Consider the following 5,932-nt stretch of genomic DNA (forward strand, 5'->3'; position numbering starts at 1 on the left):
GCGACGCTCGCAACCCATGATCAGGTCCAGGTTACGCAGACCGATATCGAAGTCGATTACGACGGTTTTCTTTCCCTTCTGGGCCAAACCAGTAGCGATGGCCGCGCTGGAGGTGGTCTTGCCAACGCCTCCTTTACCCGAAGTCACAACAATAATGCGTGCCATAGAAATTCCTTGTTAAAAGGGATCAATTTAACGGTTGAACGGTCAAAGCGTTATCTGCCAGTTGCAGACGGGCCGCTTTGCCATAAAATTCGGCTGGGATTTTATCGCTCAGCCAATATTCACCTGCGATAGACACCAGTTCTGCCGTCAGGTGAGTACAAAAAATTTGTGCTTCTCGATCGCCGCTGGCGCCCGCAAGCGCACGCCCACGCATCATACCGTAAACGTGAATATTGCCATCTGCAATCAGTTCTGCGCCCGCACTGACGTGGCTTGTAACAATCAGATCACAGTTTGGCGCATAAATGCGCTGACCGGAACGAACCGGCAGATCAATCAATCGCGTTTTTGTGACTGGGGCTACATTTTGCGCCGGAGGCGGGGGAGCGGGAACGGTTGCAGGCGTTGCACGCGGGGCTTTTTCTTTGCCCTCGTTTAACAAGGGCAAACCCGCGCGTTCAATTTCGGCTTTTAACTCTGCGTCTTTGCAGCCGCTAATACCCACGATGCGCAACCCCGTGGAGACGACGGCCTGCTGGAGTCGCTTCCAGTTAACCGGCCCCTCAAGGTCGCTTACATTGACGACGACAGGAGCATGCTTAAGAAAAGCGGGAGCCTGCGCGATTTTGTCTTCTAACGCCTGACGAATAACCTCGGGTTTTGCATCATGCAAATGAACCACTGATAAGGTGAAGCTACTGCCTTTAAGCTCGATGGGCGTATTTGACATCCTGGCCTTACTCAATTTGCTATTAACCGCAACACATCGCCGCGATATTCCGAAGAGTATCAGGCATGTTATAGTCAGGAGTATATTGAGGCAAGCAACCACCCGTTAATTCAGAGTAAAAACATGTTTTGTGTGATCTACAGAAGTACCAGCCGCGACCAGACCTACCTTTATGTCGAAAAGAAAGACGATTTTTCCCGCGTGCCTGAAGAATTAATGAAAAGCTTTGGCCGACCGCAGCTGGCGATGCTGCTGCCGCTGGACGGCCGTAAGAAGCTGGTGAACGCCGATCTTGAGAAAGTCAAAAAGGCGTTAATCGAGCAGGGCTATTATTTACAGCTTCCGCCGCCACCGGAGAATTTATTAAAACAGCACCTTGAGCTGAGCGGAAAGAAATAAGCCCGGGACCTTCCGGGAACAACTCATCAACCGATTAGGGGGCGACCATGTATCAACATCATAACTGGCAAGGTGCATTACTGGATTATCCCGTCAGCAAAGTGGTCTGCGTGGGCAGCAACTATGCAAAACATATTCAGGAGATGGGCAGCGCCGTGCCGGAAGAGCCAGTTCTGTTTATTAAGCCAGAAACCGCACTGTGCGATATTCGCCAGCCGCTGGTTCTGCCGCAGGGACTGGGCTCGGTGCATCATGAAGTGGAGCTGGCGGTGCTGATCGGCGCGACGCTGCGCCAGGCAACTGAAGAGCATGTAGAGAAGGCGATTGCGGGTTACGGTGTCGCGCTCGACCTGACGCTGCGTGACGTCCAGGGCAAAATGAAGAAAGCGGGGCAGCCGTGGGAAAAAGCCAAGGGTTTTGATAATTCATGCCCGATTTCTGGTTTCGTTCCGGTGAGTGAATTTACCGACGATCCGCAGAACACGCCGCTCAGCCTGAAGGTCAACGGCGAGATCCGCCAGCAGGGAACAACCGCTGACATGATCCATAAGATCGTTCCGCTGATTGCCTACATGAGCCGCTTCTTCACCCTGAAACCTGGCGACGTGATCCTCACCGGCACTCCGGAAGGTGTGGGGCCGCTGCTTAGCGGCGACGAACTGGACGTCAGTTTTAACGGCCTGTCGCTGAAAACCCGCGTGCTGTAAAAGCACAGTGCCGCCTGAAAAGGGCGGCAAAACTTGCATCAACGTGCCAGACTCGTTATAAGGTGCGCTCTATTTTGACGTGTGGACATCCCGATGAACGACATTCCTTTCTGGCAAAGCAAAACTCTCGACGACATGACCGACGCGGAGTGGGAATCGTTGTGTGACGGCTGTGGGCAGTGCTGCCTGCATAAGCTGATGGATGAAGATTCGGACGAGATCTATTTCACCAACGTAGCCTGCAAGCAGTTAAACATCAAAACCTGCCAGTGCCGCAACTATGAGCGCCGTTTCGAATATGAGCCGGACTGCATCAAGTTAACCCGTGAAAATCTGCCGACCTTTGAGTGGCTGCCGCATACCTGCGCGTATCGCCTGCTGGCGGAAGGAAAAGATCTGCCCACATGGCATCCGCTGTTGACGGGGTCGAAAGCGGCGATGCACGGTGAACGTATTTCCGTGCGCCACATTGCGGTGAAAGAGTCCGAGGTGCGCGACTGGGAAGACCACATTATGAATCACCCTAATAGGTGACAATAAAAAACCCGCCGAGGCGGGTTTTTTATTGTGCGCAATTTTGTCGGGTGGCGCTGCGCTTACCCGACCGACAAAACCCTAATCGTAAGCCGGGTAAGGCGAAGCCGTCACCCGGCAAAACCAACACCCTAGTGGTGCAACATCTCCTCCACCACCTGCTCTTTGTACATCTCATTCGGGTAGTAGGTCGGCCAGTTATCCATCTCTTTCAGCAGCGCCTCGTGGGAGGTGTTGCCCATAAAGATATGGAAGTGTGAAGAGGCTTTCGGCCCGATGATATGGTCGCTGAACTGCACAAACTTAGGCGCCTGGCTCGCGTTATCCTTGCACTCAAACAGGTAGCGCACGCCTTTTTTCCCCGACGCATAGGTCAGAATTTTGTAGCCGCTGTAGTCGTAGCGGCAGCTGCTCACCGTTTTGCCGCGGTGGAATTCCATCACGTTGTTTTCAATGCCGATGGCGTCCACGTCCGTCGCGTACCCCTTACGGTAGTAGGCCTTCACCTCGGCAGCGGATTTTTCTCCCTTCTGCGCTTTCTTTTCGAAAACCGGATCCAGCGAACCATCAAGCAGGAACGGATAAACGGACTGCCAGGTCCCGTCCCAGTCAGACAGCTTCCTGTCCCTGACGTCTTTATCCTCAAAGACGCCGTTAGCCGCCTTCTGTTCCGCCTCCGTCATCTGATGACCGTGCGAATGGGCAAAAAGCGAGCCGCTTACCAGCAGCGTTCCCAGAGTAAGCGCAATTTTTGCAAGTTGTGCAGCCACAGCAAAATCCTCATTCCGTTTTATAAGAATGAGGATGTTATATTATAACATTTCAGATCGCAACCAGCCCGCGAACGCCCTCCTGCTCCATGTTCTCCCCGCGCCCCTGCTGGACGATGCTGCCGCGCGACATCACCAGATACCTGTCGGCCAGCTCTGCCGCAAAATCATAAAACTGCTCCACCAGCAGGATGGCCATATCCCCCCGGTTCGCCAGGCTGCGGATCACCTGCCCAATCTCTTTAATCACCGACGGCTGAATACCTTCCGTGGGTTCATCCAGAATCAGTAACCGTGGACGGCTCGCCAGCGCGCGACCTATCGCCAGCTGCTGCTGCTGACCACCGGAAAGTTGATGCGGCTTGCGCTGGGCGAACGCCTCCAGCTGTACCATGCGCAGGGCTTCGGTAACCCGAGGTGGGATCTCGCTGGCCGGTGTTTTTTGCATCCGCAGGCCAAACGCCACGTTCTCAAACACGGTCATGTGCGGGAACAGGGCATAGCTCTGAAAGACGGTATTGACGTGGCGATCTTCGGCTGGAACCTGGGTTATGTCCTGGTTCTCAAGATGGATATGGCCGTTATCGACGCTTTCCAGCCCGGCGATAAGGCGCAGGACGGTGGTTTTGCCGCAGCCGGAGGGGCCGAGCAGCGTGAGAAACTCACCGTCATTGATGGTCAGATTAAGGTCGGAAATGACATCTTTGCCATCGAAACTTTTACGAATTCGTTCCAGTTGCACCAGCGGTGAAAGGGAACGGGGTTGTGTATTCAATTTTCGCGCTGTCCCATATAGACGCCTCAGGCAGCAGACTGAAGCGGGGTTTGTGTGTAACCACCTTGGTGACTCGTAATGAGGGCGGACATTCTACGGCAAACCCATTGAATCGCCAATCCTTCTCACTTATTCATAAGCTACATTTATTAACGCACAACGATATAAACGTAAAAAGTTCTCGTTTGCGGGATAAAAGTGACCTGACGCAATATTTGCGTTTTGCTGCTTAATGATAATGTTGTCACAAAAAGTGAGGGTGACTGCATGGATAAACTACTTGAGCGTTTCTTACATTACGTTTCGCTGGATACCCAATCTAAGCCGGGGGTCCGACAGGTGCCAAGCACCGAAGGCCAGTGGAAGCTGCTAAATCTGCTGAAAGAGCAGCTGGAGGCCATGGGGCTGGTTGATGTCACGCTCAGCGAAAAAGGGACCGTGATGGGAACGCTGCCGGCGAATATTGACGGCGATATCCCGGCAATTGGCTTTATTTCTCATGTCGATACCTCACCTGATTTTAGCGGTAAACACGTAAACCCGCAGATTGTTGAAAACTATCGCGGCGGTGATATTGCGCTGGGCATTGGCGACGAAGTGCTGTCGCCGGTGATGTTCCCGGTACTGCATCAGCTGCTGGGGCAGACGTTAATCACCACTGACGGCAAAACCTTGCTGGGGGCCGATGACAAAGCGGGCATCGCCGAGATCATGACGGCGCTGGCGGTGCTGAAGGGCAAAAATATCCCACATGGCGATATCCGCGTGGCCTTCACGCCGGATGAAGAGGTTGGAAAAGGCGCGAAACACTTTGACGTTGAGGCGTTTAACGCGCAGTGGGCCTACACCGTCGACGGTGGCGGCGTGGGTGAACTGGAGTATGAAAACTTTAACGCGGCATCGGTGACGATCAAAATCGTTGGGAACAACGTGCACCCGGGGTCTGCGAAAGGGGTGATGGTGAATGCGCTGTCGCTGGCTGCGCGTATTCATGCGGAAGTGCCCGCCGAAGAGAGCCCGGAGATGACGGAAGGGTATGAGGGTTTTTATCATCTGACCAGCATCAAGGGGACCGTGGACAGCGCGCAGATGCACTATATTGTCCGCGATTTCGACCGCAAAGCCTTTGAAGCACGCAAACGTAAGATGATGGAGATCGCGAAAAAGGTCGGCAAGGGGCTACATCCGGATTGCTATATTGAACTCATCATCGAAGACAGCTATTACAATATGCGCGATAAGGTGATGGAGCATCCGCATATTCTTGATATCGCCCAGCAGGCGATGCGCGATTGTGACATCGAGCCGGTGATGAAACCGATCCGTGGCGGTACCGATGGTTCACAGCTGTCGTTTATGGGCCTGCCGTGCCCGAACCTGTTTACCGGTGGATATAACTACCACGGCAAGCATGAGTTCGTGACGCTGGAAGGGATGGAGAAAGCGGTGCAGGTGATCGTGCGGATAGCGGAGTTAACCGCGAAGCGGTAATGTTTTATGCCGGGTGGCGGCTACGCCTTACCCGGCCTACNNAGCGCAGCGCCACCGGGCAATGGGCAAGGAGTGCCAATGTCAAACTACCGCCGCCACTACATCCCCGGTGGGACCTGGTTTTTCACCGTCAATCTGCAAAACCGCCAGAGCGATTTACTTACTCGCCACATCGACAGCCTGCGTTCCGCTACCGCCACGGTTAAGCGTGCGAAGCCCTTTACCATTAACGCCTGGGTTATCCTGCCTGAACATATGCACTGTATCTGGACCCTGCCGGAAGGGGACAGTGACTTTTCAGCGCGCTGGCGCGACATCAAAAAAACGTTTAGCCGCAACATTGAAATGCGCCACGTCTGGC

Annotated in this window: 9 protein-coding genes; 5 read left to right on the forward strand and 4 right to left on the reverse strand. The window is 53.8% G+C overall.

The window, feature by feature from the left end:
* Together B3446_RS06015 and minC are read right to left on the reverse strand one after the other, a co-directional pair.
* Positions 1-165: P-loop NTPase (locus B3446_RS06015; protein WP_042109066.1), on the reverse strand; the 165-nt coding region annotated here is incomplete at its 3' end.
* A 22-nt stretch (positions 166-187) separates the two neighbouring features.
* Complete coding sequence (gene minC, locus B3446_RS06020) at positions 188-895, reverse strand: septum site-determining protein MinC (RefSeq protein ID WP_015570311.1); 708 nt, start codon at positions 893-895, stop codon at positions 188-190.
* Between the two features lie 123 nt (positions 896-1,018).
* On the opposite strand from minC, the gene B3446_RS06025 reads away from it, so the two are divergent.
* From B3446_RS06025 to B3446_RS06035, 3 genes are all read left to right on the forward strand, one after another.
* Positions 1,019-1,294 carry a YcgL domain-containing protein gene (locus B3446_RS06025; RefSeq protein ID WP_015570312.1) on the forward strand — a complete coding sequence of 92 codons (276 nt, stop codon included), beginning with the start codon at positions 1,019-1,021 and terminating at the stop codon, positions 1,292-1,294.
* Positions 1,295-1,341: 47 nt separating this feature from the next.
* Entirely contained in the window at positions 1,342-2,001 is a 660-nt protein-coding gene (locus B3446_RS06030) for a fumarylacetoacetate hydrolase family protein (RefSeq protein ID WP_032619529.1), read from the forward strand.
* A 93-nt stretch (positions 2,002-2,094) separates the two neighbouring features.
* A complete protein-coding gene (locus tag B3446_RS06035) occupies positions 2,095-2,535 on the forward strand; it encodes a YcgN family cysteine cluster protein (protein ID WP_015570314.1) in 441 nt (146 codons plus the stop codon).
* Between the two features lie 131 nt (positions 2,536-2,666).
* Here B3446_RS06035 and zinT read toward each other — a convergent pair whose 3' ends face one another.
* A complete protein-coding gene (gene zinT, locus B3446_RS06040) occupies positions 2,667-3,305 on the reverse strand; it encodes a metal-binding protein ZinT (protein WP_017693437.1) in 639 nt (212 codons plus the stop codon).
* 52 nt (positions 3,306-3,357) lie between these two features.
* Positions 3,358-4,080 (reverse strand): ATP-binding cassette domain-containing protein, encoded by a 723-nt coding sequence (locus B3446_RS06045; RefSeq protein ID WP_291378426.1) that lies wholly within the window; start codon positions 4,078-4,080, stop codon positions 3,358-3,360.
* Between the two features lie 267 nt (positions 4,081-4,347).
* Between B3446_RS06045 and pepT the strand changes: the two genes are divergently transcribed.
* Entirely contained in the window at positions 4,348-5,571 is a 1,224-nt protein-coding gene (gene pepT / locus B3446_RS06050; protein ID WP_006809220.1) for a peptidase T, read from the forward strand.
* 78 nt (positions 5,572-5,649) lie between these two features.
* Positions 5,650-5,932, forward strand: a 283-nt coding sequence (locus B3446_RS06055) for an REP-associated tyrosine transposase (protein WP_291378431.1), incomplete at its 3' end; no start/stop codon positions are given.

It is taken from the genome of Achromobacter sp. UBA5777, assembly GCF_002418565.1.
Classification (GTDB): Bacteria; Pseudomonadota; Gammaproteobacteria; order Burkholderiales; family Burkholderiaceae_B; genus Achromobacter; species Achromobacter animicus.